18 protein-coding genes are annotated in these 24433 nt (G+C 33.9%); 2 read left to right on the plus strand and 16 right to left on the minus strand.

The window, feature by feature from the left end; all coding sequences use genetic code 11:
- Positions 1-113: 113 nt before the first annotated feature.
- The 4 genes from ABWU32_RS01225 to ABWU32_RS01240 form a co-directional block, all read right to left on the minus strand.
- Positions 114-863, minus strand: a complete 750-nt coding sequence (locus ABWU32_RS01225) for an NTP transferase domain-containing protein (RefSeq protein ID WP_226079610.1) — start codon at positions 861-863, stop codon at positions 114-116.
- A gap of 121 nt (positions 864-984) precedes the next feature.
- Positions 985-9582: an ankyrin repeat domain-containing protein gene (locus tag ABWU32_RS01230; protein WP_264683035.1), complete on the minus strand. Its 8598-nt coding sequence runs from the start codon at positions 9580-9582 to the stop codon at positions 985-987.
- 372 nt (positions 9583-9954) lie between these two features.
- Entirely contained in the window at positions 9955-11034 is a 1080-nt protein-coding gene (locus ABWU32_RS01235) for an ankyrin repeat domain-containing protein (RefSeq protein ID WP_174516910.1), read from the minus strand.
- A gap of 95 nt (positions 11035-11129) precedes the next feature.
- On the minus strand, positions 11130-13730 hold the full coding sequence (locus ABWU32_RS01240) for an ankyrin repeat domain-containing protein (protein ID WP_341824328.1): 2601 nt from the start codon (positions 13728-13730) through the stop codon (positions 11130-11132).
- A gap of 518 nt (positions 13731-14248) precedes the next feature.
- Here ABWU32_RS01240 and ABWU32_RS01245 point away from each other — a divergent pair.
- Positions 14249-14401, plus strand: a complete 153-nt coding sequence (locus tag ABWU32_RS01245; protein ID WP_174516912.1) for a hypothetical protein — start codon at positions 14249-14251, stop codon at positions 14399-14401.
- Positions 14402-14602: 201 nt separating this feature from the next.
- Here the strand turns inward: ABWU32_RS01245 and ABWU32_RS01250 are convergent, their stop codons facing one another.
- Both ABWU32_RS01250 and ABWU32_RS01255 read right to left on the minus strand, forming a co-directional pair.
- A complete protein-coding gene (locus tag ABWU32_RS01250; protein WP_341824346.1) occupies positions 14603-15523 on the minus strand; it encodes a patatin-like phospholipase family protein in 921 nt (306 codons plus the stop codon).
- 4 nt (positions 15524-15527) lie between these two features.
- Positions 15528-15752, minus strand: coding sequence for a hypothetical protein (locus ABWU32_RS01255; protein ID WP_065094365.1), 225 nt, complete (start codon positions 15750-15752; stop codon positions 15528-15530).
- Between the two features lie 131 nt (positions 15753-15883).
- Here ABWU32_RS01255 and ABWU32_RS01260 point away from each other — a divergent pair, with 131 nt between their 5' ends.
- Positions 15884-16411, plus strand: a complete 528-nt coding sequence (locus tag ABWU32_RS01260) for an ankyrin repeat domain-containing protein (RefSeq protein ID WP_341824329.1) — start codon at positions 15884-15886, stop codon at positions 16409-16411.
- Here ABWU32_RS01260 and ABWU32_RS01265 read toward each other — a convergent pair.
- The 10 genes from ABWU32_RS01265 to ABWU32_RS01310 all read right to left on the minus strand — a co-directional run bounded on the left by ABWU32_RS01265 (position 16377) and on the right by ABWU32_RS01310 (position 24429).
- On the minus strand, positions 16377-17366 hold the full coding sequence (locus ABWU32_RS01265; RefSeq protein ID WP_341824330.1) for a phage late control D family protein: 990 nt from the start codon (positions 17364-17366) through the stop codon (positions 16377-16379). The genes ABWU32_RS01260 and ABWU32_RS01265 overlap by 35 nt on opposite strands.
- A 1-nt stretch (position 17367) precedes the next feature.
- Complete coding sequence (locus tag ABWU32_RS01270) at positions 17368-17574, minus strand: tail protein X (protein WP_264685331.1); 207 nt, start codon at positions 17572-17574, stop codon at positions 17368-17370.
- Positions 17552-17968, minus strand: a complete 417-nt coding sequence (locus tag ABWU32_RS01275) for a phage tail protein (protein ID WP_341824331.1) — start codon at positions 17966-17968, stop codon at positions 17552-17554. The genes ABWU32_RS01270 and ABWU32_RS01275 overlap by 23 nt, the downstream gene beginning before the upstream one ends.
- Before the next feature lie 3 nt (positions 17969-17971).
- Positions 17972-20152 carry a phage tail tape measure protein gene (locus ABWU32_RS01280; protein ID WP_341824332.1) on the minus strand — a complete coding sequence of 727 codons (2181 nt, stop codon included), beginning with the start codon at positions 20150-20152 and terminating at the stop codon, positions 17972-17974.
- 112 nt (positions 20153-20264) lie between these two features.
- Complete coding sequence (locus ABWU32_RS01285; protein ID WP_182319222.1) at positions 20265-20516, minus strand: phage tail assembly protein; 252 nt, start codon at positions 20514-20516, stop codon at positions 20265-20267.
- A 16-nt stretch (positions 20517-20532) separates the two neighbouring features.
- Positions 20533-21033, minus strand: coding sequence for a phage major tail tube protein (locus tag ABWU32_RS01290; protein WP_341823911.1), 501 nt, complete (start codon positions 21031-21033; stop codon positions 20533-20535).
- A gap of 14 nt (positions 21034-21047) precedes the next feature.
- Positions 21048-22205 (minus strand): phage tail sheath subtilisin-like domain-containing protein, encoded by a 1158-nt coding sequence (locus ABWU32_RS01295; protein ID WP_341823912.1) that lies wholly within the window; start codon positions 22203-22205, stop codon positions 21048-21050.
- An 11-nt stretch (positions 22206-22216) separates the two neighbouring features.
- Positions 22217-22774, minus strand: a complete 558-nt coding sequence (locus ABWU32_RS01300; protein ID WP_015588506.1) for a hypothetical protein — start codon at positions 22772-22774, stop codon at positions 22217-22219.
- A 6-nt stretch (positions 22775-22780) separates the two neighbouring features.
- Complete coding sequence (locus ABWU32_RS01305) at positions 22781-24247, minus strand: hypothetical protein (RefSeq protein ID WP_341823913.1); 1467 nt, start codon at positions 24245-24247, stop codon at positions 22781-22783.
- The gene (locus tag ABWU32_RS01310; protein WP_015588504.1) at positions 24244-24429 is read right to left on the minus strand and encodes a hypothetical protein; all 186 of its coding nucleotides are present in this window, start codon (positions 24427-24429) and stop codon (positions 24244-24246) included. Before ABWU32_RS01310 ends, ABWU32_RS01305 begins: the two co-directional genes overlap by 4 nt.
- Positions 24430-24433 lie beyond the last annotated feature (4 nt).

Consider the following 24433-nt stretch of genomic DNA (forward strand, 5'->3'; position numbering starts at 1 on the left):
ACTACAACTAGGAAAATTTGTCGTACCAATTATCTTACAAGTAAGAATTAAAAGGTATTATAAAACAAGTATAAAATAAATGTCAACTTAAATTAATGAATAAAAAAATGTAGTTATGAAAGAAAAGTTGGCTGCCTTTTTTTTTGAAAATAGTGTTCGGCTTTAATCAAATCCTCTTTATTATTTACTCCCATTGCTTCTCTTTCATCAGAAACTACATAACCTACACTCAAGTTATTGTTTGCTGCAATGGGTACTATATCATTAAGACAATATTCATTGGTCGAATTATTAAATTTTATTTCTTTTACTAAGGTAAAGAGATCTTTAGCATATGAAGCTATTATTCCAGAGTTTGCAAGAAGCATTTTATCTCCATTTTTTAGGATTTTTTGAACATTGCCGTAATTATCAATTACTAATCTTCCATATTGTTCATCTTGACTATTGAATCCAAGAAGAACTAAATTATTATACTTTAAACAATCAGTCATTTTCATAACTGTATCGCTAGATATAAAAGGAGTGTCTCCATACTGTATTAAAACTATGTCTTGATCAGATAACTCCTCCAGATTTTCTAGAGCAATTTTAACTGCAGTGCCAGTGCCTGTAATATCTTCTTGAATTATTAGTTTTATATTGTATTGATCGATTATACTTTTTAGAGTATCAAAGTTTTCTAAATCTTTTAGAAGGGAGTTGTTAACAACAATTGATAAGCTTTTTAGACTCAGCGATTTTGCATTAGAAATTATATGTTCTAAAAGAGTAAGATTTCCCACTTGGTGCAACGCTTTTGAATATTCAGAATTCATTCTACTGCTCTTTCCTGCTGCTAATATTATCAAAATGTTACTCATACATAACTCAGGAATTGATTAGGTAGTAAGTTAATTTATAATTAGTAAGATGTAAAGTCCACTGTAATTTTTATATATTTTCTAGATCTTGGCACCCTCATTAGAGTTTCATTTAAGAGAGCTATAACTTTAAACTCTTTACTCGATTTTCTACGCTGACATCTTGTAAACTCTGATCTGGACTTTTTAATATTTCTAATAATCTACTTGCAAGGTTTGAGTGTTTATTGATTACTGCAACCTGGATTAATGACTTGTCTTGATCATTACGAGCATTTGTTACAGCTACGCGCTCATCAGGTTTTATTGCTTTCAGCTTACTGATAATTTCAACATTACCATTTTTTGCATTCTCAAACAGCTCTTCTACTAATTTCAATAGGTTAGTAATATTTTGGTCTCGAGAAAGATCAAGTGGTGCTTTACCTTCTTTATTCTTGATGTTATAAATTGCACCATGTTTTAATAAAGATTTTACAACTTCCAAGGAGCCACCTTTAGCTGCAACATGAAGTGATGTAGTACCACTAGAAGTAGTTTTAGCATTAATAAAATCACTCAATTTATTGTGGCTTACACGTTGTAACAAAGCTTCAATAATTTCTTTATGACCTTTGGAAGCAGCAGTGTGTAATGGTGTATTACCCTTGTTAGTAACTTGAGTAGCATCAGCTCCATTTGCTAGCAAGATATTTACAACTTTTATGTGCCCATTATTAACAGCATAATGTAATGGCGTTCTTCCATCGGTATCTTTGAAGTTAACAATTACCCCTCTTTTGATGCAATTCTCAACCGCTAAAGGATTGTCATTTTCTATGGCCTCAAGTAACTTTTCAGAAAAAGCAGACTGTAACCTCTGATTGATTGACTCTAAAAACCTTTTTACAGGAATGTCAATATTAAGTTCAACCATTTCTATGAACGATCTTACATCTTTCTTTAACTCACTATGCAATAACTTATAATATTTTGTACCTTGCCCTTTGGAAACGAAGCATTCAGCCTTCCCACCGTAAGCTTCATCTGTATACCCTGACGTTATGTGTTTTGGATCAAATTCTAGTGCTACTAGCATATCATTTACTGACTGTATGCTTTTATTATTTATCGAACCAGGTACACAATCTTTGTATACCTCAACTAAGCGATATGCATTTCCTAGGTAATAAGAACCTTCCTTAAGAGTTTTCCAAGGAGAAGTATTCTTTTCTGAACTATATGGTTGCGACATGCTACGCAACATAGGAAGGTAAAGCTCAGAAAAACGGATATGCACCTCTGTAGCACTTTTAAGCTTCTCAAGTTGATCCAACTCACATTCAGGGCTAAACTGTGATTGAACTTGATCTGGCTCCTTCAGCATTTTTAACAATTTAGTTGCAATATTCTTATGTTTATTGGCTATAGCAACTTGCAATAATGTATTCCCTTGATTATTACGAGCATTTGTTATAGCTAAGAACTCATCAGGTTTTACTGCTCTTAGCTTGCTGATAGATTCAACATTACCATTTTTTATATCTCTAAACAATTCTTCGATCAATTTCAGTAAGTTAGTAACTCTTTGGTCCTTAGAAAGATCAATAGGTATTTTACCTTCTTTGTTCTCAATTTTATAAATTGCACCATGTTTTAATAAAGATTTTACAACTTCCAAGGAGCCACCTTTAGCTGCAACATGAAGTGATGTAGTACCACTAGAAGTAGTTTTAGCATTAACAAAGTCATTTAATTTATCACGACTGATATGTTGTAACAGAACCTCAACAATTTCTTTGTAACATTTGGAAGTAGCAGTGTGTAATGGTGTATTACCTTTATTAGTAACTTGACTAACGTTAGCTCCATTTGTTAGTAAGATGTTTACAATATCTATGTGTCCATTGCTAACAGCGTAATGCAACGGTGTTCTTCCATCAATATCTTTATCGTTGGCATCAGCTCCATCTTTTAACAGACGCTGAACAGTTCGTATATCACCTTTACTAGCAGCAATGTTGATATCTTTCTGCAGATGCTGGAGAACCTCTGATGCTTCGCTACCCTCAAGCTTAAATCTAAAATTAATCATCTCTATCTTTTTTAAAATATCTAAAACACTCGGATGACTTGGTCCAAAAACAGCTTTTCTTTGATCTAAACTTTCTCTGTAGACTTTAAGTGCGCTGATCCATTTCCCTTGAGCAAAAAGTACATTTGCTATGTTGTATTGAGTATTCAAGGTTTCTGGGTGATTTTGTTGTAAAGCTTTTTTCTGGATATTTAAAACCTCTTGAAAAGCTTTCAAGGCTTCATGATATTTATTTTGATTGAAGAGTACCCCAGCAATGTTATGTAACGTTCTCAAGGTATCAGCATGATTAATACCTAAAATTATTTTCTTCTTTTCAAAAACCTCTTTATAGATTTTTAAGGACTCTTCGTATTTACCTTGGTTAGCTAGTACCATTGCTATATTATTTTTGGCACTCACAGTGGCTAGATCATGTGTACCTAGTGTTTCTTTCCTCTTTTCAAAAACTGCCCTATTGATATTTAACGCTTCTTCATATTTTCCCTGTTTATCTAATACTAATGCCATGTGAAACTGAGTATTTAAGGTATCTGAATGATTTGACCCTAGTATTTCCTTTTGTCTCTGATAGACTTCTTGATAAATATTAAAAGCTTCTTCATCTTTCCCCTGTCTATGCAGCACTAAAGCGATTGTACTTCTTGTACTTAAAGTATCCTTATCGTTTAAACCCAGCATTTCTTTTTGTTTCTGAAAAATCTCTTTAAGCATATTTAAAGCTTCTTGGTAAATTCCTTGCTTATATAGCACTTTGGCTATATATGTCTGAATATCTAAAGTACCAGGATTGTCTGGTCCTAGTATTTCTTTTCTTCTTTCAAATGCGCTTCTGAAAATACTTAAGGCTTTTTGGTAATTGCCTTGATTCAAGAGCACTAAAGCTGTATCAATCTGAGCGGATACGTCACTTTGCGATATCTGCTTCAACTGCTCGACTTTTGAAAAGTTACTATGTACTGCAGCAACTACTAACGTTTTGTTCTCTCTATTACGAGCACTCATCACTGCTTTTACTGTATCAATATCCTTTATCTTATTTAGGTCATTAATAACTTGAGCATTACCATCTTTAACCTTTTTAAATGATTCACTGACTAGTTTAAATAAGCTAGTTATACTTTTATCCACAGTAAAATCTGATGGTGTTTTCCCACTGTCAGAGACAGCATTGTATACTGCACCATTAGATAATAGGGCCTTTACAACTTTTAAGTGAGAGAACTTAGCAGCATAATGCAGAGGAGTAAACCCCTTGTTACCAACCACATTAGGATTAGCTTTATTTTGTAATAGAATATTGACAACTCCATCATAGCCCTTCCATGCAGCATAATATAATGGTGTTACACTATCAGCATTTTTGGCATTAACAAACGCTCCTGCTTTAATGTAATTCTCAACCTCTGAAGAGCTATTACGTTTTACAGCCTCAAATAATTTCTCAGTTGATGCTAATAGATTGATAACGTCTTTATCGTTAGTCATTTCTAATGGTCTTCTACAAAGCTTGTCAACAGCGTTATAAACTGCACCATTTTTTAATAAAACTTCAATAACGTCTTTATAACCAAAATTAGCAGCAATATGCATAGGGGTTAAGCCATTAGTATCTTTAGCATTAACGTCAGCACCTTGTGCTATCAAATACTTTACAACTTCTAACCGACCTTTCATTGCAGCATAGTGTAGTAATGTCTGGTTAGCTGTACCAAGCTCATTAATACTCAACCCCTTGCTAAGGAAAAACTCTACGGTATCTTTATAACCTTCTCTAGCTGCAATGTGTATAGGCTTTGATCCAGAGGCATTTTTAGCATTAATATTAGACCCTTCATCTACTAGACATTTTACCATTTCCAAGTTACTTTCCTGTGAAGCAATGTGCAGTATAGTCCAATCATCATTGCCTTTAGCATTCATATCTACTTTTTTATACTGCAGTAACATTTTAACCACTTGCAAATGACCATGTGCAACTGCTAATTCTAAAGGTGTTCTGCTCTTATTATCCTTAACATTAACTTTTGCTCCATTACTTAATAGGACTTCAACAACATTAACATGGCCGTGTCCTGCAGCTATATGTAGTGGAGTACCTTCAACATTTACAAAGTTAACATTAGCCTTGTTTGCTATCAAAACTTCAGCAATTTCTTCATGGCCTTCTTGTGCCGCAAGATATAATGGTGTTATACTATTAATAGTCATAGCATCAACATTGGCTCCCCTTTCTATCAGAGCATTTACTATCCCCTTATGTCCTCTTTTAGCAGCCAAATGTAATAGTGTAGCATCTTCAGGACCTTTTATATCAATATGGGCCTTGTCTTTTAGCAAAATCTCTACAATATCCCTATAACCAGCGAGTACTGCTAATGATAAAGGTTCACCACCTTCTGCATTAACACTAGCTCCATTTTCTACAAGAACTTCAACGATCTCCTTATGATTATGCTTAATAGCAGAAAGCAATGGTGTTAGGTTGTTACTCTTAACATTAACACTGGCTCTATTTGCTACCAAAATTCCAACGATTTCCTTATGACCTCCTTCCACAGCTACATGTAATGGTGTACTACCTGCAATACCTTCTGTGTTAACTTTAGCTTTATTTTTTATTAAAAGATTCACAATATCTTTGTGACCTCCCACAATAGCTGCATGTAAAGGTGTAAGGCCATAATTAGCACTAGTATTGACTTCAGCTTTACTTTTGATTAGAAAAGCAATAGCGTCTTTATGTCCACTTAGAGCAGCTACATGCAATGGCGTCATGCCATCATTAGTTCTAGCATCAACTTCAGCTTTATTTTTTATTAGAAGATCAATAATATCTTTGCTACCATTCATCGCAGCTGCATGTAATGGTGTACTACCCTTAATATCTTGAGCTCTAACTTCAGCTTTATTTCTTATTAGGAGTTCAATAATATCTTTGTGACCTTTCAGAGCAGCTACATGTAATGGTGTTAGATTATTATTGGCTTTATCATTGATTTCTACTCCATTTTTTATTAAAAGCTCAGCAACTGCCTTATGACCACTCTCTGCTGCATAGTGTAATGGCGTAGCATTATTTTTATCTTTAGCGCGAATGTTAACCCCATGCTCGAGAAGAGCAACAACTATCTTCAAGTGGCCACTCTGCACTGCAAAATGTAGTGGGGTTATACCTTCCACAGTGGCAATACTAGCATTTGCCTTATTTGTCAGTAAAGCCTTAACAATTTTCTCATGTCCATCTTTTGCTGCGTAGTGCAAAGGTGTGTTATTATAGGTTTTGTCAACAACATTAACATTAGCTCCATGCTTCAATAAAATATTAGCTATCTTTTCATGACCGTTTTCTATTGCATAGTGTAATGGTGTACAACCATCTATAACTCTGGAGTTAACATCGGCTCCTTTGAGAATTAAAGCATTCACTACTTCTAGGTGGCCATTTAGTGCTGCTGTATGTAATGGTATTCCCTCCTTATCGTTTCTTGCATTAACATTTGCCTCATTTTTCAGTAAAAAATTAACTAGCCCTAGATAACCACTTTCTGCAGCTATATGTAGTGAAGTAAAGCCACCCATAGTTTCGTTGATGTCAACATTCGCTTCTTTTTCCAGCATAATCTTAGCAACATCAATATGATTGTTTTTTATTGCATAGTGTAAAGGTGAAAAACCAGCTATATCTTTGGTATTAGTATTAGCATTATTTTTTAGTAGAATTTCAACAGCATCTTTGTGACCATTTTTAGCTGCAATATGTAGTGATGTTTTGCCACTATTATCTAGATCATCAACATATACACCTGTTTTTCCTATAAAAAATTCCACAATATTTTTCCTTCCATATGCAGCAGCAATATGTAGTGGGCTTTGACCATTAATATCTTTAACATTAACGTCTAAATTTTGATTAAGAACAAATTTTATAATTTCAAGACTAGGTCCCTTAGCAGCAAAATGTAATGTAGTCCATGAGTTAATACTTCTAGCATTGATGTCTGCTCCTTTTTTGAGATAACTCTTTAAGTCTTCAAGATTTCCTTCTTCCAACGCAGCAAACATTTTTTCCTGATTAGTAATAGTGATAAGGTTTTGATCGTATTTATCTTTCAGCTTGGAAGGATCATCTCTTACCGACTTGCCAATTTTCTTCTTACTTTTTATTACATTTTCTGAAATAAGTTTTTTAGCGTTCAAGATAACTGCTATTGAGGGATCAGATAACAATACATCAACTAAGGTATTATCGTGTGCTAAATGATTACGCAAACATTTTCCAGTTAATAAAGGAGTGTTATCATCTAAAAAAAGTAGATTGTTTTCTAGATGCTTCTCTGATCTACCTAAAATTGACATTATATCCAGAACAAGCATTTCTACTACTGCTTGCAACTTTTTATTCCTCTTGTAGGAAGGAAGCTTTTCAGTTAACTTGCCACTTAATGCGTTATTCCTCAAAATACTTTTCAGTTCAGATAACTTCAGTTCAAGCTGGTTATTGTATTTTTCTTCTGTTATGTTGTAAGCCTTCCTTTGTTTATGTATAGGAATAAACGAACCTTTCTCATTCAACTTGTTTCTTAATTCCTCAATCCATTTAAGGTCACCTGTTCCAAGTTCAGCAATGTAAAAAATCTCACAAGTTAATCTATTTACTTTATCAAGGTTGTCATCCTGTATTCTTGACCTAACACTATGAGAAATTTTCATTGATAGTTCGGCTATTTCTTTAAGATTGTGAGACTCTATTTGGGAAGGAATATTCTCTAGTGTTTTATTAGCAAAGAATTTTATTCCTCTAATAACATTATGGTCAATCTTATTGTCATTCAAACCAACATCTAAGCTCTTTAATGATATAAACGCCGTAACATAATCAGTTCTGATATTTTTTGATTTAGTTTTTGCAAAATTGATTATGTTATCAATTTTATTAAACAGCTCCTTTTCATAATTCGTCTTTTCAGTTATATTATTGCTTAATTCTTTTATGAGTTTTTCAAGCTTATCATGTTCCATCACTTTAAAACTCTCTGTAATCATTTCATCTAATTCAACGTTACTAAATATTCCAGCAACTTCTTTTATCTCGTCTAAGTTTTCACTACTGGTAATTTTCTTTAGCAATATTATGACTATTTTAATCTTGTTATTGTAAAGAATATCAGTAATTACATTATCGATTCTTTTAGTATCATTTTGAACACCAATAAAAAAGTTAACATCTGTATTTTCCTCAATCTCTGTTCTTTTAGAGAGCGAGTAAGCATGTGATAGTGAGTTACGTAAATCTATAATGACTTCTCTTGTGTTCTTTGGTAATGATAGTAGAAGAAGCTCGCTTGTAGTGCTAGATAACTTGGGAGATTCTAGAGTGTTTTTTAAATATTCACCAATAACCTGTAAAACCCTTGTAATAATTAACTGTCCTTCCCTTTCTTTAGGATTAGCTGATAATGCCAACTTTATATAATCACTTATTTTCTCTAAAGAATGAATATCCCTAATTTGTTGATAATCGCTATACAACTCTCCAAATTGAGGATAATTGCTAACGATCTCTGCAACAACCCTCTCACGTTTTAACTTCGGGAGATCAGCAAATTTACCAATGTCCACACCTTCTATAATATCTTTTTCTTCTTTAAGTTTCTTTGCAAAATTTTCCAAGTGGTCTAGTATTTTACTTTTATTCAATGTGGCATTATAGAATAGATTCATTTCCTGTCGTTTTATGTGAGAAGAAACAAAACTGATCAAACAAAATTCCATTTCTTCCCAAGGTAGTCTATCGTAGGTTGATTTCAACTGCCGCTTTAATATATGAATATTTTGTGCAATAAATTTTGCTATGAATAAAAACTTTTCATCTACTTTTTCTGTGTTTGAATACTCTGCCTTTAACAGGCTAATATTTTGAAGTACTAACTCAATCCGCTCTCTTATGTTATTAAGATAACTCTTCACATTCTGATCTTGTCCAGAAGCACTAGAGAAAAAACGGAGGTTTATCAACTTATTTTCAACAAAAATTTCTATCTCTTCTGACAAGAATACGTTCTTTAGTTTTAATTCCTCATAAGCTCGTGAAAGAATTTCATCTAATTCCCTGAAATGAACAGCAAAATAATTACCTGGCCATTTATTAATGAGTGTATCAAGAAGTTCAACATTACCTGAACGTATAGCATAATAAAACGCATTATGGCATGTTTCATCCTCATCATCTGGTAATATAGTAGTTTCTCTGATGCCAACAGATAAATTACTGAGAATTTTACTATTATTGCCAAGTAGGTATTCTAAAATCTTTACCTTATTGTGTTTACAAGCTAAGATAACTAAGTTAGTACTCTTAACAGGATTGTTAGCATTATCATAATAGTCTCTCAAAGTTACTTGATCTTCTGCATCACTTATGTAATCAATAAAATTGCTTAATTTTTTTAAGCTGTCGACATTACCATCTGATATTGCCTCTTCGAGTTCAGTTAAAACCAGGAGATAAAGTTCTTCAGCTTTTGCTTTTCTGCGGTAGAGCTTTTTATATTCTCTAATAAACTCCTCTTTTGATGTGTAAGAACGTGATAAAAACTGTTTATCTTCTTGATAAAAACTGGTTTGTTGTTTAGGTACATGCATAAACCCTCTCTGAGATATATTTACACCAGTATTAGAATAGCAAAGTTTACTTAATATGGCAAAAATTAAAATAGCATCTTTTGTTAATAAAATATTTTTGAGAGAATATCTACTAATCCTGCAATTTCAGGACGAAAAGCCTTCACAACATTTGATTTTGGGTGTGGGAAATGTGTTGGTTGTTTAAATTATTAGTAACACCTACTAATAATAACCCGTTTGAAAACAACAAAGAGAAATGATGATCAACTTACATAAAAAAGCACTAAGTTTAGTGTTTTGGCATTATAGCAATCTCTTATGTATCACCTCTCTGGAACCATACGACTAATTGTTGTTCATAAAAAACTCTAGTACTGACAAAAAATGTATTTATTCTAATCTTGCACGTTTGGTATCATTACTTATAGAAGTTTCATAAAGTCTTGTACCAGGCTCTACGAGATTATTTAAGGAACTTAAAGATTGAAAAGTACGTTTATTGGAATCATCAAACGCTACTATAAAGTTTAACAAGTTATCATTAGATAGATATTCAGTTATATTATATGTAGAATCATGATCCAGAATAATTTTCTTTTCTTTGGCATCTTGATCTGCCACATCTAATTTAGTATAAAATTGTATCTTACTTAACTTATTTAACAAATCTGCTCTTTCTAAAAAAGGTTTTACCTTATCTAATATGATATCATTATATATAGGATAGCGTATGGAATAATCAATTTTTGCTAGTCTTACAGATAATTGATTATTATATAGTACATGTATGTTGAAGTTATTTGTAACAAATTCATATAGTGGAAGGCTATCTTTTATTTCATCTGTTTTCATTTGAAGAATTTCACAAACACAGTCATCTAGATAACTTGATAATTTACTGTAATTACTGCATCCTTTATAAGGAGATAAGTCAATAATTTTTCCGTAATCCTTATTGAAGTTCCTTACTAAAGTAAATTTAATCAACAATTTAGCGCATGCTAGATCACTTACAGCGTTATCTAAAGATGTGGAACAATTATCATAAAGCCGTCGTTCACGATTTCTTATATTAATATCAGCTCCATATTCTAATAGTTCTTTAACTACTTCCAGATTTTTACCACTTTTTTTTACAGCATGGTTCAGTGCAGTATTGCCTTTACGGTTTGTTGCATTTACATCAGCACCATGTTTCAGAAGTTCTCTAACTAATTCTAATTCCTTCCCCAGTGTTATAGCAGAATGTAGTGGAGTTTCACTATACATGTTTCTTGAATTGACTTCGGCACCACCTAACAAAAGCTCTTTAGTAATTTCTACACTACTAGTAGTATGAAGTAACGTATCTCTATTCCTTTCTACTCTAAGGTTAGCATTAGCACCTGCAGACAAAAGAGCTTTAACTTTTTCTAAGTTTCGTTCATAGACTGCTTTTTCTAATTCTTTGTTAATATTATTATTTAGCATATTTTTAAAATCCTCCTAAATTTCACTATTTTGTAACAAAATTTTTGTATATTTTCTAGATCTTGGCACCCTCATTAGAGTTTCATTTAAGAGAGCTATAACTTTAAACTCTTTACTCGATTTTCTACGCTGACATCTTGTAAACTCTGATCTGGACTTTTTAATATTTCTAATAATCTACTTGCAAGGTTTGAGTGTTTATTGATTACTGCAACCTGGATTAATGACTTGTCTTGATCATTACGAGCATTTGTTACAGCTACGCGCTCATCAGGTTTTATTGCTTTCAGCTTACTGATAATTTCAACATTACCATTTTTTGCATTCTCAAACAGCTCTTCTACTAATTTCAATAGGTTAGTAATATTTTGGTCTCGAGAAAGATCAAGTGGTGCTTTACCTTCTTTATTCTTGATGTTATAAATTGCACCATGTTTTAATAAAGATTTTACAACTTCCAAGGAGCCACCTTTAGCTGCAACATGAAGTGATGTAGTACCACTAGAAGTAGTTTTAGCATTAATAAAATCACTCAATTTATTGTGGCTTACACGTTGTAACAAAGCTTCAATAATTTCTTTATGACCTTTGGAAGCAGCAGTGTGTAATGGTGTATTACCCTTGTTAGTAACTTGAGTAGCATCAGCTCCATTTGCTAGCAAGATATTTACAACTTTTATGTGCCCATTATTAACAGCATAATGTAATGGCGTTCTTCCATCCACGTTCTTCGAATCAATGATTGCTCCATCTCTAATGGAACTCTCAATTCCTAAATAATTATTATCTTCTATAGCCTTAAATAACTTCTCAACCAATTTTAGTAATTTTATTACTTCTGGGTTTCCTCTTCTTTCCGCAAAGTGTAATGGTAAAACATATCTACCTCCTTCAGCTCTAGCATTAAAGTATGCTCCGCTCATAAGTAGAGACCTAACTATATCTAAATTACCAATTTGTGCCCCTAAGTGTAAAGGCGTAGCATTTTTATCCATTTTTGCATTAACATCCGCTCCATTTATAATAAGAGTTTTAACTACCTTAGGATGACCATATTGAGCTGCAAGATGTAGGGCTGTGCCTTTATTTTGATTTTCTTTTACATTTACATCAGCACCATGTTTCAATAGAACGGTTGCTATCTGATCATAACCTTTTTCTGCTGCAAAATGTAAAGGAGTCCAATTTGTGTGATCTAAAGCATTAATATCTGCTTCCTTTTCTAAGAGCAATTCAACCACCTCTAAATGATCATGGTCTACTGCAAAGTGTAGAGGTGTAGTACTTTTAACTGTTTTAGCATTAATGTCTGCTCCTTTATCAAGCAAAGATTTAGCAACTTCTAAATTACCATCATATGCTGCACAATGTAGAGGAGTCCAACTTCTGTTATCTAGAGCATTAATATCTGCTCCATTTTCAATCAAGAAATTCATTATTTCCAAGTGATTATGTTCTGCTGCCAAATGTAGAGCTCTTCTACCATCATCCATCTTTGCATTTATATTTGCTCCTTTTGCAATTAAGCTCTCTACTATTTTTAAAGAAAAACCATTATATGCTGCATTATGTAAAGGAGTCCAATTCTGATCATCCACGGTGTTAATGTTTGCTCCATTTTTAATTAAAAAATCACTCACCTCGAAATGACTTTGCTGAATTGCTAGATGCAAAGGTGTAAAACCTTCGTTTTTTTTAGCATTAACATTGGCTTTTTTCTCTATTAGTATCTTCACTACTTCTAAGTGACCATTCTGAGATCCTATATGTAAAGCTGTGGAATTATCGTGGTCCTTAGCATTAACATCAATTCCCTTTACGAGAAGAAGAGACTTAACTACTCCAAAGTGATTACGTTCTGCTGCTAAATGCAGAGGTGTAAGATTCTCATAATCCTTAGCATTAACATTAGATTTTGCTTTTAGTAAAATGTCTACTAACTCTAAAAAGCCATTTTGAGACGCTAAATGTAGAGGTGTAATCTTATCATCTGTTTTTGCATTAACGTTTGCTCCCGCTTCAAGCAGAACTTTAACTATATCTAACCTACCAGTTTGTGTTCCCAGATGTAAGGGTGTAATGTTTGCATCAACTTTACGATTACCTATGCCTGAAGATCCAGCGTTAATATTAGACCCTTGTGAAATAAGAGCTTTAACTACTTCGAGGTTACCATTTTGTACTGCAGAATGCAAAGGTCTTGCTCGATCATTATTTACAGCATTAACATCTAATCCCTTTTCAATAAAAACATTTACTATATCTAGATGACCATTCTCTGCTGCTAGGTGTAAAGGTGTATTAAGTTTATCTGTTTTAGTACTAAGATCTGCTCCATTTGCAATCAAGGTGTTGACTATATCTAAATATCCTTGCTGGGATGCAAAACTTAAAGGTGTAAAGCCTAGAATGGTCTTATGGTTTACATCTGCTCCATGAGCAATAAGAAAGTTAACCATCTCTAAGCGATTTTTTGCAATTGCAAAATACAGTGGCGTAAAGCCATCGTATTTAATCTCTGAGTTAATATCTAAACCCTCTCCTAATAAAGTGTTGACTAAATCCAACTGACCATTTCCTGCTGCTAAATGTAGTGGTGTAAGACTAAGATGTTTCTGAGTTTCATAATTTTCATTTAAAAACTCTACAAAAAATTGTAGCTGATCCAGATTATTAGATATTCTATTAGTAAACATAAAGGCCTCGCATGAAGAATTTATGTAAAATATAGTATCTACAAGTTTTTAAGCAAGATAAATCTTCTTCTTAAAAAAGATACTGTAATCCAATCTGTGTGCTTATAACTTTTTTATTTGATCATGAGTGATCAGCTGTCTCAGCTGCAATAGAGACACCTTCCTTAAGTAGTTACATCAATTTTCTCTGTTTTTTGCCCTTTTTTTTCGCTGATGATGATGTCTTCATTCTTCTCAGTAGCCAATATTTTTTTTAAAGTATAATCGTTACGTGCACCAAAGCATTAATAATTATACACAATTGTGAAGAAATATTCAATCTTTTTATTGTTTTGAATGTGTTGATGAAAAAAACGTCTGTCAGAGATCATCTGAGAATTGCATTTTAGGCTTTAGATGTAGAAGGGTCTTATCGTCTTTTTATAAATACTCTAAAAATAGGCTTAAATCGCCAAGAGATGGATATCATGAATTTAGTAGCGTAAAAACATCAAAGATACCTCATATCATAAAGTTTAATGTCAACATTTGGTGCAACATTCCTGATTTACAAAGCAGAGTCAATAAAGGTTGCAAATAATCTACTTATGTTGGACGTTTCTGTTAATGCTATTTCTAAAATAACAGATTTATCTATTGAGGAACTTGAAAATCATGCTTCCAAAACTTAACCTGAATTAAAAGCAACATTAGTTTACTGATTTCTACACAATATATTAAAATACCAACAAAGGTGATTACATAATTAATTATCTGCATTACTGGATGAAATTCTTGTGCTTCTGTATTCAATATATAATATTAAAAAAATATTTTAGTAAATTTATTAAAGTAGATACTAGAAACTCGCTTATTTTGTTTTTCTAGCTCAGTTATAGTTTTCGATTTTGCTTGCAGAATTTGTCTATCACTTTCTGGTTATCCTCTATCATTTTACTTGCCTCTTGCTGAAGAAATTTGATATTTTTGAGTGTAATATTGTCCATCTCAGTCGATGCTACTTTCAATTGCGATTGTATTCTTATGTATTTATCATCTATTACTTGTTCTAGTTGATAATCAACGCAATCCAATCCAGAAGCAAACATCACATTCAATAGTGGCTTGATCCACCCTATTTTGCCAAATCTCCTTGAGTTAGCATACTTTATACTTCTATCTGTTCCACCAGTGCCTATTGATAGCAGTATAATCTCATCATTTCGAAATAACCTCTTAGCACTTGCATATGCACAAGCCGCTGGATTATTGGCAAACACTCCGCCATCTATCAACACTCTCTCTGTTTGGCTAATTTTCAGACGTTTTGGTGTGAAGTACGTTGGAGCAGCTGTTGTAGCTCTGAGTGCATCTTTCAACTTAATGTTTTTTTCTTTCCAACTTTTGAAGAAAAATTCACAACTATTGTGAATGTCATAACTGGTGAGCAGTAGATTACTCGCAACATCGGCCATAGTACTTTCACCAAAGTATTTGTTGAGAATAAATTCCATATTTCTATACGAGTACTGAGAACCACTCAGCCAAGAAGCAATTGATTTTCTCCAAAATGATGATTGAAAGATATAAGCTCCATACTCTTGGTAAAGTCCAACTAAATCATTGGCAGAGTATTGAGGTTTATTGCTTTTACAAAGTCCAGCAACAATAATCCCACCGGTTGAGGTTCCTGCCATTAAGTCAAAAATTTGAGAAATTGGCTTTTTTGTTCTAGATTCAATTTCTGCTAGAATAATGGCAGGAATTATTCCTCTGATTCCACCTCCATCAACAGATAAAATATACTTTGCCACTTTTTTATTTTTGTCTCTGCTCAAGTTCATTAACTTCCTCAGCAAGGTTTTTGACCCTTTCTTCAAGGCGATAGATGATTTCTGTAGTCCTTTGATTTTGCTCTATAAATTTATCATGCATATGCACTCTTAAATCGAGTTTTGCCAGCCACCAGATAAATGCTATTGTTTGTATCACCATAGTAGCAATTACTGCTACAGGGATCTTTCCTGTACTTTGGTTTTTCATCTTAAAGTTCTCTTGCACAAATAGCTGCGTATTGATATATACAAGATTCATCAAAATTACGTCCAAAAAATCTTTTCTAAAATAAAGTTAATTGATTGCACTAAACAAGCGATGCAAATAATATAAGAGACATGAAATCTAGCCTTCTTGGAAAGTTATTAATAAACTCGATAATACCAATAATATGTGCTATCTTTTTGTTTCAGCACTTTAAACCTTCAAAAAACATACCAATAAAAAGTAAAACAACTAGTGAGGATAGAATAGCATTACGCATTGCAGCTGAAAGTTGCAATTTGGATAACGTAAAATCCTTAGTAAAAAACACAGTAAATATCAATGATACCTATTATTTTGGTGCAACATCATTACACTATGCCACAAGCGGAGATTGTTTAGAAGTTGTAAAATTTCTAATTGAAGAGGGCATTGATGTAAATACTACTGACGCTTTTAGCTGGACAGCTTTGCACTATGCTGCACGAAAAGGACATCTGGGAATTGCTAAATTTCTACTGCAAAATGGAGCAAATCCTCTTGCTAAAAACAAAGATAAAAAAACTCCTTTAGATCTTGCTGTAGAGGAATTAAACAATAATAAAGAAGATATTTATGAGGAAATTATCAATTTACTTTCTCACTATCAATTATTCCCATAGCAGCTGTGATGATAGTACGATAACCCAGGTTATCAATCACATGCTCAGCCTTATTTATTATCCATTCACCATAAACTCCCTTGTGAAACCCCAAAAGGTTGATCTTTGCTTCGGCAAATAATTCAGGACTCCCTGGCATTGTGATATTTAGTGTTGCTGCACCACTCATCAGCTGATTTAATTTTGCAGATGCTGCACTTTGCGCCAAATCACTATTTGCATAAATATCTCGTAGAATATAGCTTGGTTCCTGATTACCCATTTTTTCCGTCATCGTCTCTGCTTTCTCATAATCATACCAATAGGCAATAACCGAGCCATATTGATTACGCTCATTAAATCTTACTTGCCAACTTGTAATATCTCTAGGTGTTAAAGTAATAGTGCTTAAAGTTTTTCCGGTAACTGATTTTGCTTTCCCTTTTGAAACAAAAAGTAAATATCCTCCAGCAGGTTTTGCTATTGCTCCATAAATTTGAGCAAGCCTGGTCAAAAAATGCATATCGCTCTCTGCAGCCTGATCAATATGTGATATCATGATATTTGCAAACTCTGCAGCAACTTTAGCTTTATAGCCATGGTTACCTGCAATTTTTTCCACCAAATCATTTAAAGTAATTTGATGCCACTCATTAAATACTTGTTCCTTTAAAGACTGTTTCAAATCTGCTGCATGACTTTTAATCTTTAGTGCTTGTGGTGGACCTTGTATCGTAATTTCATTTACTATGTAATCTCCCATCGGCATAATGCCAGTTTCCTTATATCCAAGCAAAATATTCAGCTTTGCTCCAGTTCTAGGAATCTCAAATAATGAATCACGGTCATCAAGATGAATTACAGCAGTATCACTTATTACTCCAGCTTCATCAGTAATATGCATTGATACTAACCGACTTTTTATCAACTCAGTGATGGAAATGCCTTCTACTGAAATACTAAAGTCTGGTGTCATTTTAATCCCATAGTTTTACTACTTGCTTTTGTATCGTTCTTTGAATGACAGGCAATTTAATAATTAATCCTGCAGGAAGAAGTTCATACTCTGCAAGTCCAGGATTAGCTCTTAACACAACCTCAACTGCTTCTGAGCTGAATCCATAGTGCTTCCAACAGATCAAATCTAACATATCATTTTCTTTAGTTTTGTAGTACATCATCATCAAGTTGTATATTGTCAACGGGATTATTTAGTGATCCATCTAACAACACGTTATCGTAGTGCTTCAAACTTAAGTGAAACTCAATCTTTCTTGGTTCACCATTTGGAAAAAAATATTTCTGCGTTTCTTCTATTTTCACGATAACAAAATGGCCTAAAATGTTACCTTGGCCATCAATGAGTAAGAAAGGGTTTGATGAATTTCGCATATTATTTATTTGCTTCAGCCCTCCTGAATAGATTACCCCTGCAAGCTCAACAATATCCTCTCCAGGACCAATACTTTGAAGCAACGGCTTTTCTCCAATACGCTCAAGTGCAGGCCAGCGATATTCACTTCTGCGTGTAAAGCCTTGCTCAATTAATGAAAATCTATATGGACCAAGAGATAACATAATTTAATTTATATCGTAAAGTGCGCCACTAAATTGCTCTCTAATTCGCTCCATTACTTCATCAGCAATGCTACGTGTATCTTGCCCAGGAGTTGAATGAATATTAATACTGAAGTGATTATTTTGAGTTTTATTCTCTATAGCTTTACTGTGTGCTGCAATGGGGTACTTAAGAGAATCACTTATAACGTTATTTACAGACTTAACTTCTAGTTTAGACTCATTTCTTTTATTCCACAGATTACTGATTGTTCTAAAGGGCTGAGTAATATTATTCCAAAATTTTCCTACCCAATCAGAAAAAGACTTCCATACAATTTTCACTGATTCCCAGATAGTAACAAAAAAGTTCTTTACTGCTTGCCATTTGGTAATTATCAAAGTTGCAGCAACAGCAATACCACCAATAATCAGCCCCATAGGGTTGCTCATCACAGCAATTGTTAATGCTTTAAATCCAGCAATAATTGCTGGAAAAACTGCAGAAGTAGAATAAAGACCTATTTTTACCAAAGTAATAACAGATCCAAACACTTTCCAAGTAGATAAAAGAGCCAATAAGGAACCTTTTACAAAAGTCCAAGCATATCCAAGAGATATGGCTGCTATTTTAATGCTAATCAACGCAGTAATCATGCTCATGATCACTGTAGTCAATACTGGATACTCCTTGGCATAAAGTGCTACTTGTGTAGTTGCTGACTTCAGAAGATTAACAGTAAAATTTAAAGGTGGTAATAATACAGAACCAAGATTCATTCCCACTTCTGCCATTGAGTTTTTAAGTAACTGAAGGTTATTTGCTGTAGTATTTGCTCTGTTTTCAAACTCCCTTTGCATTGAGCCCTTATATTCCTCGTTTATTAATCGTAAAGATTTTTTGTACTCATCAAGACTACCAATGAGTAGTGCTATATCATCTTGATATTCAAGGCCAAAGAGATCAAAGAGAACACTAGAACGCTCTTGCTTACCTAATTTTGCAACTGTTTCTAAAAACTTAACTAATGTGCCTTGTGCATTCTTGCCAATTGCTTTTTCAAATTCCTTAGCATTTATTTTTAGCTGCTGAAAAGCTTTTTGAAAATTGCCACCTTGCTTACTTGCTGTTTGCAACTTACTGAGCATTGCATTAATTGCTGTACCTGCTTTTTCAGGAGTTTTACCTAGGCTAATGAAGCTACTTGCTAAAGCTCCTGCTTCTACTGCAGTTAAACCAAATTGCCTTGCTGTACCACCGATTCTGTTTAGCGCAGGAATAATGTCTTTAGCTTTTGCTGCAGTGTTATCAGAAATATGATTTATTGCATCACCAATATTTGCCATTTCACCAATTTCAATTTGATAAATATTAGAAAGTTTAGCAATAGCATCTCCTGCCTCTTCTGCTGACATATCAAATGCAGTTGCCATTTTGGCCACAGTGTCTGTAAAAGTCGTAAGATCTTTAGCTTTAATACCAAGTTGACCACCACTTGCAGTAATTTGCGCAAGTTCTGCTGCAGATAGCGGAATTGTACGCGACATTTCCTTTAATGTTTCACCAAGTTTTGTTAAGCCATTTACATCTGTATCTTCAAACTTTACAACTTTCTTTACATCAGCCATGGCACTCTCAAAACTAATTGCAGCCTTAAGTGGTGCAGCAAGTGTGAGGCCAAGTGCTACAGCATCCATCATTTGAGCTCTAAAATTTGCTCTTTGCGCTAAAACTCCTTTACGTTTTTGCATTACGGAATTTAAAGCCGTATAGTTATTTTTAAGCTTTTCAATAGAAGAGCCAAGTTTAGCTTGGTCTCCAATAAGAGATTTTATATCTCTACCACTTTTACTGAACTCCGTGCGTAAATGGTGGAGAGCACTTCTTTTTTGTAAATAAGCTGTTTTAGCTTTCAGTGCTGCAGCTTTAGATTTTGTAAATTCATTTTGCAGGCTCTTACTTGGTGCTTCTGCATTTTTTATCTGTTTAGCCAGAGATTTTGTTTTTATTTCTAGCTCATTCCAAGAACGCCTAGCAAGCAGAGCATCGTGGCTGAGCTCTTTAAACTTGGATATTGATTTACTTGATGATTCAAGTTGTTTTATCGTACTACCAATACGAGAAAGCTGCTTCGTACTACCTGCTATCGTACTATTAAAACTGCTTTGCAGTGTTGCTCCAATTACTATAGAAATTGCTTTCATTTGTATAATTTTCCGCTACTTTCAAACCAAGTAATAAATTCTTCAATATCCATATCAAGCCACTGATTGATTCCACCACCAACCATTGAGCTAAGCGATAATACGCTCAGCCTCAAGTCTTCTGCTGAGACAAAAAACCTTGTAATGCTCCTTGAATCTTACTGTAGTCTGCAAGATCAAGCTCTTCTACTGCTTCTCTTGAAATACTTGCAAGATTTGCAATCAGTGCTACTTCCTTCTCTGCATCGTTATTACTCATACGTTCAACAGCTAAACGATCTCGCACTTTTGGACGGCGTAGAGTTAACTCTGAAACTAAAATCCCATCGATTTTTATTGGTTCAGTTAATTTAATTTTTTGCATTACTTTACCTTCTTACTCAAATTCCTAAGGCTGTGCGCATAGAAGCCATTTGATCAACACCATCGATCTTGCGAATCATGTTTTCTGCATCAATTTCAATCAATTCTCTGCCATCAATGGTAAGCTTATAATAGTTGGCAGCAATTATACATTTTAGTGTTGCTTTTTCAGCAGCCTTCCAGTTACCAAAATCAAGTTCCTTAAAGAGCCCTCTTAAGTTAATTACTACTGATTCGGCATCACTACTTCCCTGTAAACCTCCTCTTAAAGTAAGAGAAACAGCATTATTGTTTATCAATCCGAAAAGTCTAAAGAGCTCAGAGTCATATTCAGAAAAAGTGAAATCTGCTTCAAGCTTTTCCATGCCCATATCAATATTTATTGGAATATCCATACCACCAGCTCTGTATTCTTCTGTTTTTATGGTAAGTTTTGGCAAGGTTACTTCATCTATTTTTCCTGCATAACCACGACCATCAACAAATACGTTAAAATTCTTTAGGATCTTTGGTAACATCTCTCTTTCTCCTTTTACAATATTGCGCCACTCACAAGGTGTGACCTGAAAGTAATCTGTTCAGCTGGATATGGTGGCGTGAACTCAAAATCAAAAGACACTTTTCCGCTTGCAATATTTGTTGGTGTATTGAGCTCTGGAGTTGCATAACACTTTCCGCTAATAATCGCCCCTTGCGCTTTTAAATTTGCCAGATAGGAATTTACCCCCTCAATCACATCATCTATATAAGTTTTGGTAATATTGCGATCAACTGCCCATAAATGAGCTCGAAGTAGACTATTGTTGATTAAATCTGCAGTCCTTCTCACTGACAGAAAAGTCCATTTTGAGTCATTTGAACATGTTCTATTTCCCCAAAGCCTATAGCCATTTTGATGAATTATCGTTGTTACTTCATTTTCATTTAAGTGGTTTGCTCTACAATTTGTATTACCGAGCGTAAAATCAATAGGCCTGCTTGTGCCAACAATACCATTTATCTCTTTATTTGAAGGCGAGTGCCAGAATCCTTGTTCGCTATCTACTTTCGCTATTAAACCAGCTACAAATGGGCTAGACGGCAAAATTTCTTCTTTTCCTTCAATAAACACCTTAACCCATGGGTCAACAACGTAAACTCTTGAGCTACCTACACTTTTTCTCCATTTTATGGCTTCTTCATCATTGGTATTTGGTCCATCTGCAACTATTATTGCCCTTAGCTTTTCTGCTACTCCTATCAAAGCTGCTACTACTGGGTTTTTAGGATTTTCAGATTCAGGCAATTGATGAGTAAACTGAGGTGCAATTAGTATTCTTGGGGCAACATGTATTATGCTTTCACTGCTGAGGAATGCTTGAATTCCCTGATATTTTCCAGTCTCTTCATCAACTCCACCAATTATATTTTGAATAGCTTCACTTTCTTCAATTCGAATAACTACTACTGTTGCACCAATTTGGGAAAATATTCCGTTTATTGCAGAAGGTAGTGTTCCACTTTTCCCAAGCTTTGCTGCTTCCTTTAAGCTTCCTGCTATTAATACTGGACTATTGAGTGGAAATTTTTGCTCATCAGCTTCAGGGGCAGTACCAATTACACCTATCACTGATGATTTAGCTGTACGTACTGATCTTGCTCCTGAGGTTACCTCAATAACCTTTACTCCGTGTAAAAATTCTTCTGGCATTTCTTCCCTTTTTAACTTTCTTGCATTTTTTTCCTGAAATCATCGAGCAAAGTCTGTAGCTCTTCTTCACTTTTGACTTCTTTAATTTTCTTCTTGGCGATGTCTTCCAATTCTTCACATTTCATTATTTCTTTTACTGCTTTTTTTGCCTTCTCTTGAATTATTTTTGCCATCTCTACTACTGAAATTCCTCTCACTCTTGCTAAAGGCTCTATAATTGCTGCATCTTTTTTATTTATAGATTCTGGTGCTGCTAGAATGTTTTTTGCGGCTTCTGCTTGAATCTCATAAGATTTAGCTTTTTGGTGAGAATTCCCTGCATATTGGTTAATATAGCTATCATAATAAAAACGCATACTATCAAATGCACAAAGCTTCGCATTATCCAGCAACTCCTTTTGTATATCTTCTCTAGTACACTGAGCAATTTCTCCTCCTTCTGTTAAACAATAACTTTTTTGCCAGTCGAAATTCTTTGGTGCTTCATACCAATCATTCCCAGTTGGCTTATTTTCAAGTACTGTTACTTCTATCTGTTTGTTATTTTCAAATCTAATATAAATTGGCATTCTTTGCTACCTCCAGAGCTCATAAGTTTCAGATAATCCTGGACATTGCCAAGCCTTTAGTGTTCTCTCTACATCCACCTCAAGCCCTGTGGTTAGAAAATTGCTACGTATGTTATGTATTCCCCACTGGATAAATTGACCATAGTTGTATACATAATTTGATGCAAGCATACCTTGACTGACTTGTATTCTGGAACATAGGTAAGATGATGTGTAAAGTAATGTTGCAACTGTTTTTCCTGCTGGAATTTCCACATTACCAGATCCAGCTAACTTGCTATCAGAACTCGTGTATTGGTAAACATTTTTCCATATTATTCTTGAAATTCTTGATTTATTAGAATTGGTATTATCTGGTGTTCCCACAAATAGTCCTGCACCCCCATACTCCGTACTAGAGTATGATGATCCAACAAATTCTATTGTTTTATTTATGTTCACATTCGTTGTATTTTTTATAAATACTACTCCAAGTGCAGCATATGGGTAATAGTATATCTCATCATAACTACCAGAAAAACTTTTTGTGCATAACTCTCCGTAAATAAATGTTCCTTTACTTCCCTCTATAAAACTTAGTTGTCTTGGCCGATAAAAACTAACGTAATCTGTATTGTACGTATGGCTACCTGCTAGTAGTTGTAACATATAGTCAGTTTTTGTTATATCACTACTCCACTTTCCAAGCTCTGTCGTAAAAGTTCCGTGGCCAAAATAATTATTTTTTCTGCCAAGTACACCAAATAAGAAAGGTAATGACCCTGGTTCAACCATGTTGCGCTTTCTTATTTCATTTATAAGAGACACTTTTAACTGTTCATCCCGAGTTTTTACCTCATTTATCAGGGATGTTTTTAATTGGTTATCACGAGTTTCTATTTCCCCAATAATTGATGAGCCAGATGGTACATTATTAACAGCACGAAAATCTTCTACTAAACCTTTAAGACCATCTTTATGACTATTACTAATGCTATTTATTGCTGCAATATTGGCATTCTTTCTCGTATCAAGTAGTGATATATGTGAATCTGATGATGCTTTTAAAGTATTTAAGGAATTATCCCTAAGCTTGTTGATTTCATTAACAGACTCTGTTTTTACTGCAGTTATTGCTGATATTGAGTTTGTTTTATTGCTGTTTATATCATTTAGGTGTTTTTTTGCACTATCAAGAAGTTCTTTTAGCTTACCATCAGTCATCTGTACAATTTCAGAAACTGCACTTTTGTCGACTATTGATTCCAATGCTTTAGCAAGATATGCAAGCTGATCTGGTGTACTATTTGCTGCTAAATCCTTAAGCCTCTTTTGTAGTGCATCAATTATCTCTTTTACCTCAGTCATCTGCACAATGTCAGCAATAGCTTTTTTATCTGCTATCAACTCCAGCGATTTTGCAAGATATGCCAGTTGATCAGGTGTGCTATTTGCTGCTAAATCCTTTATCCTTTGGTATATTGCTTCTTTCATTCCCAAAAATTTAAAAAAGTTTCAAAGTTAAACCGCTCAAAATTACTCTTAAGTTCATTTTCTCTCTCACTCATATCTTCATCTATTTTTTCTATCGCTTTGCGAATACGTACTACATCTTCCACTGCAATATTCTCTGGGTGTGGCAAAGGATATCCTCTGCTTGTTTTATCATCTGACATTCTG

Origin of the sequence: Wolbachia endosymbiont (group A) of Udea olivalis (assembly GCF_964028365.1) — a bacterium.
Taxonomy (GTDB): domain Bacteria; phylum Pseudomonadota; class Alphaproteobacteria; order Rickettsiales; family Anaplasmataceae; genus Wolbachia; species Wolbachia pipientis.

Coding starts and splice junctions, on each gene's coding strand:
- ABWU32_RS01225 (WP_226079610.1), bottom strand. CDS start 863: ATGAGTAACATTTTGATAATATTAGCAGCAGGAAAGAGCAGTAGAATG.
- ABWU32_RS01230 (WP_264683035.1), bottom strand. CDS start 9,582: ATGCATGTACCTAAACAACAAACCAGTTTTTATCAAGAAGATAAACAG.
- ABWU32_RS01235 (WP_174516910.1), bottom strand. CDS start 11,034: ATGCTAAATAATAATATTAACAAAGAATTAGAAAAAGCAGTCTATGAA.
- ABWU32_RS01240 (WP_341824328.1), bottom strand. CDS start 13,730: ATGTTTACTAATAGAATATCTAATAATCTGGATCAGCTACAATTTTTT.
- ABWU32_RS01245 (WP_174516912.1), top strand. CDS start 14,249: ATGTCAACATTTGGTGCAACATTCCTGATTTACAAAGCAGAGTCAATA.
- ABWU32_RS01255 (WP_065094365.1), bottom strand. CDS start 15,752: ATGAAAAACCAAAGTACAGGAAAGATCCCTGTAGCAGTAATTGCTACT.
- ABWU32_RS01260 (WP_341824329.1), top strand. CDS start 15,884: ATGAAATCTAGCCTTCTTGGAAAGTTATTAATAAACTCGATAATACCA.
- ABWU32_RS01265 (WP_341824330.1), bottom strand. CDS start 17,366: ATGACACCAGACTTTAGTATTTCAGTAGAAGGCATTTCCATCACTGAG.
- ABWU32_RS01270 (WP_264685331.1), bottom strand. CDS start 17,574: ATGATGATGTACTACAAAACTAAAGAAAATGATATGTTAGATTTGATC.
- ABWU32_RS01275 (WP_341824331.1), bottom strand. CDS start 17,968: ATGTTATCTCTTGGTCCATATAGATTTTCATTAATTGAGCAAGGCTTT.
- ABWU32_RS01280 (WP_341824332.1), bottom strand. CDS start 20,152: ATGAAAGCAATTTCTATAGTAATTGGAGCAACACTGCAAAGCAGTTTT.
- ABWU32_RS01285 (WP_182319222.1), bottom strand. CDS start 20,516: ATGCAAAAAATTAAATTAACTGAACCAATAAAAATCGATGGGATTTTA.
- ABWU32_RS01290 (WP_341823911.1), bottom strand. CDS start 21,033: ATGTTACCAAAGATCCTAAAGAATTTTAACGTATTTGTTGATGGTCGT.
- ABWU32_RS01295 (WP_341823912.1), bottom strand. CDS start 22,205: ATGCCAGAAGAATTTTTACACGGAGTAAAGGTTATTGAGGTAACCTCA.
- ABWU32_RS01300 (WP_015588506.1), bottom strand. CDS start 22,774: ATGCCAATTTATATTAGATTTGAAAATAACAAACAGATAGAAGTAACA.
- ABWU32_RS01305 (WP_341823913.1), bottom strand. CDS start 24,247: ATGAAAGAAGCAATATACCAAAGGATAAAGGATTTAGCAGCAAATAGC.
- ABWU32_RS01310 (WP_015588504.1), bottom strand. CDS start 24,429: ATGTCAGATGATAAAACAAGCAGAGGATATCCTTTGCCACACCCAGAG.